Origin of the sequence: Tumebacillus avium, from assembly GCF_002162355.1 — a bacterium.
GTDB classification, from domain to species: Bacteria; Bacillota; Bacilli; order Tumebacillales; family Tumebacillaceae; genus Tumebacillus_A; species Tumebacillus_A avium.
In genome coordinates, this window is sequence record NZ_CP021434.1 from 3,327,501 (window position 1) to 3,330,000 (window position 2,500).

A 2,500-nucleotide genomic window follows, 5' to 3' on the forward strand; every position below is an offset into this window, starting at 1 on the left:
TTTGCCAGACGCGGAAAGCAAAGCGAACCGAATCTGGCAAAGATTCAAATAGAAATACGCGCAACCGAACCACCTGAAGCACTGTTACGCATCAACGACCACCTGATGAAGTACTTACCTTAACACCTGAGAGGAGAAATGCACGATGGCAGAACTTTTGAACATGGCTTCGCAATTTAGAGGGCTCCCGATGGGGGACTTGATCGGGGCTCCGATCAAAGCAGCTTGTGACGCACAGGTGATGCTCGCTCATTCGACCGCTTCCTTTATCGATACGGTTGGGATCGAGCGTGATGATAAAGGCGTCTCCAAAGGCCCGCGCCAAGTGAAATTCCAGTACAAACGTCTGGTTGAAAACCCGCTGTACGATTCGACGAAAGCAGACTCTGAACCGTTCGTTACCCAAGATGTTGAAATCAACGTTCCGCTCTTGGCGATCGTCCCGATCCCGAACCTCGGCATCGACACACTGGATGTCACCTTCGATATGGAAGTCAAATCGGCAGTCACCGACAAAAGCAGCTTTGAAGCAACGGCAGGCGCGAAAATCGAAGGTCATATCGGCGGCGGCTGGTGGGGCGCAAGCGTTGAGATCTCCGGCAGCGTAACCAGCAAATCGGAGAACACCCGCACCAGCGACAACTCCGCGCGTTACCATGTAGCCGTGCATGCCAAAGACAAAGGGACTCCGGAAGGCCTGTCCCGCGTGCTGGATATGCTGCATCAATCGATTGTTCCGAACGTCATTCGCGAAACGGCTACGACACCTACACCGTAAGGAGAAGATGTAGATGAGCGACACCAATGCATTTGACATTGCAGATGTGCGCTATCTAAAACGCGTTGTGGTAGGGAACACCGATCCTGCCAATATGCGTGACGAGAGCGTGATTCAAAAACAGATGGACTACCTGAACCGCTGTCTGTCAGAGAATCCGAAAGGATGCATTGTCGGCAAGGAGAAGGGCTTTCATGTCGTTCGCCTTGGTGAACATCAGATAGCGCTTGAATATGTTGCATACCACGTCGGGTTTAAACGCAAGCCGGTGTGGATGGATGAGGATCCGAACAAAACGCAAGTCAGCGAGATGGATTCCCTTCTGCAGCAGTTGATCAAGTAGATCACTTTGTTACTAAAAACGGGCAGGCCTTGCGGGTTGCCCGTTTTTCCAACCAAAAGGAGGCACACTCGCATGGGACATGATATGGGACAAGTATTAGGCGGACTGATGAGCGCGATCGCCGAAGCGCGCAGCATCTCTGACAAAGCCTCTCGCGACCTCGCCCTGCAATATGAAAAAGATGAACTGCTGCGCGTGTTTCCGGTGCCCTGTGTCGAACTGGAAAACGTGGAGATGAATCTGACTTTTGCGCTGGAGGACGGCGGGGTCAAAGATTCGCCGCTGCCGGTCACATCCGCGCAGGAAGACCTCGCAAGGGAGAAAGAACTGGTCTATGGGACAGCGGAGAAAGCCCGCACCAAGGTGATGGATGCTATGACCTCGACACTGCGCAAACTGTTCACGTTCACCAAAGCGTATGATGCCGCAAAAGTCGCTGAGACGATCAGCACCACCGTTGCCGCGATCATCGGGAATCCCACTCATCTTGTGGTAGCGACCAAACCGCAAGGGCCGATTAAGCTGGAGTCGTTTGATGAGCGGCAGATTGCAACGAAGATCTTGTATGAATTGATGGAAGCAGGTTTCGTGACACTGACCAAAACCAATCTGTCGAATGCGACCAACGAACTGGTCAAAGCACTGGGAGCGGTAGCAGTGGAACATGAACGCAAAGCGATTGAACTGCGGGATCTTGTGCACAGGGATGTGCCGCTGAATCAACTTCCGCTCAATCTGCTGCTTCAGCATAGCGAATTGTCCGGACTGCCGGCGGAGTGCCTGTCTTCGATCAAAATTACGGTCAATGTCGCGAACTATGAGTGGACGCAAACGGAGGATCGTACGGGAACGCCGATTCGCAAGTTGATTCGCGAATGATCCAGCCAGGCTGCCGAGAATTGTTCTTGGTGGCTTTTTTGTTTCGGTTTGTTCTGCATGTGTAATTGTCTAGGGACGCAGGACATGATAAGATAACTCTTGTCGCCACGATGGCGGCTTTTGAAAACGAAATAACGCAGAGACATGTGAGGCGATCGCGCCGCAGCTTGCTGCGGTGAGGAAAGTCCACGCTCGCCCGGGCTGCGATGCCCGGAGTTCGGATGCCTGCCCAAAAAATAAGGCAGGGCAGCCTGCAAAGGCTGACGGCGGAGGAAACGTGCTACGTTCGCTTTGGCGAATATGCAGGAGTACTCCTGAAAGTGCCACAGTGACGAAGCTTCCCGGAAACGGGAAGAGTGGAACGAGGTAAACCCCATCTGCGAGAAACCCAAACTTTGGTCGGGGAACTGCTTGGAGGGAATCTGAACCGAAAAGCGGATCGGCAGCAATGCCGATAGTCAAATGGTTGCCACTCATAGTGCGAGGCCGACAAAGCCGTT

At 53.0% G+C, this 2,500-nt stretch carries 4 protein-coding genes and 1 other RNA gene (2 of these 5 only partly in view); all 5 read left to right on the forward strand.

Annotated features, from left to right (window positions below; all coding sequences use genetic code 11):
• Nucleotides 1-123, forward strand: the end of a protein-coding gene (locus CBW65_RS16185) for a DUF2589 domain-containing protein (RefSeq protein WP_087457691.1). The gene continues 360 nt to the left of window position 1, outside the view; the window shows 123 of its 483 coding nt (coding positions 361-483); the start codon falls outside the window, past its left edge; its stop codon occupies nt 121-123.
• 22 nt (nt 124-145) lie between these two features.
• Entirely contained in the window at nt 146-778 is a 633-nt protein-coding gene (locus tag CBW65_RS16190; protein ID WP_087457692.1) for a DUF2589 domain-containing protein, read from the forward strand.
• A 13-nt stretch (nt 779-791) separates the two neighbouring features.
• Nucleotides 792-1,121: a hypothetical protein gene (locus CBW65_RS16195; protein WP_087457693.1), complete on the forward strand. Its 330-nt coding sequence runs from the start codon at nt 792-794 to the stop codon at nt 1,119-1,121.
• 72 nt (nt 1,122-1,193) lie between these two features.
• A complete protein-coding gene (locus CBW65_RS16200; protein WP_087457694.1) occupies nt 1,194-2,000 on the forward strand; it encodes a hypothetical protein in 807 nt (268 codons plus the stop codon).
• A 142-nt stretch (nt 2,001-2,142) separates the two neighbouring features.
• Nucleotides 2,143-2,500: RNase P RNA component class B (rnpB, locus tag CBW65_RS16205), an RNA gene on the forward strand (it continues 34 nt past the right edge of the window).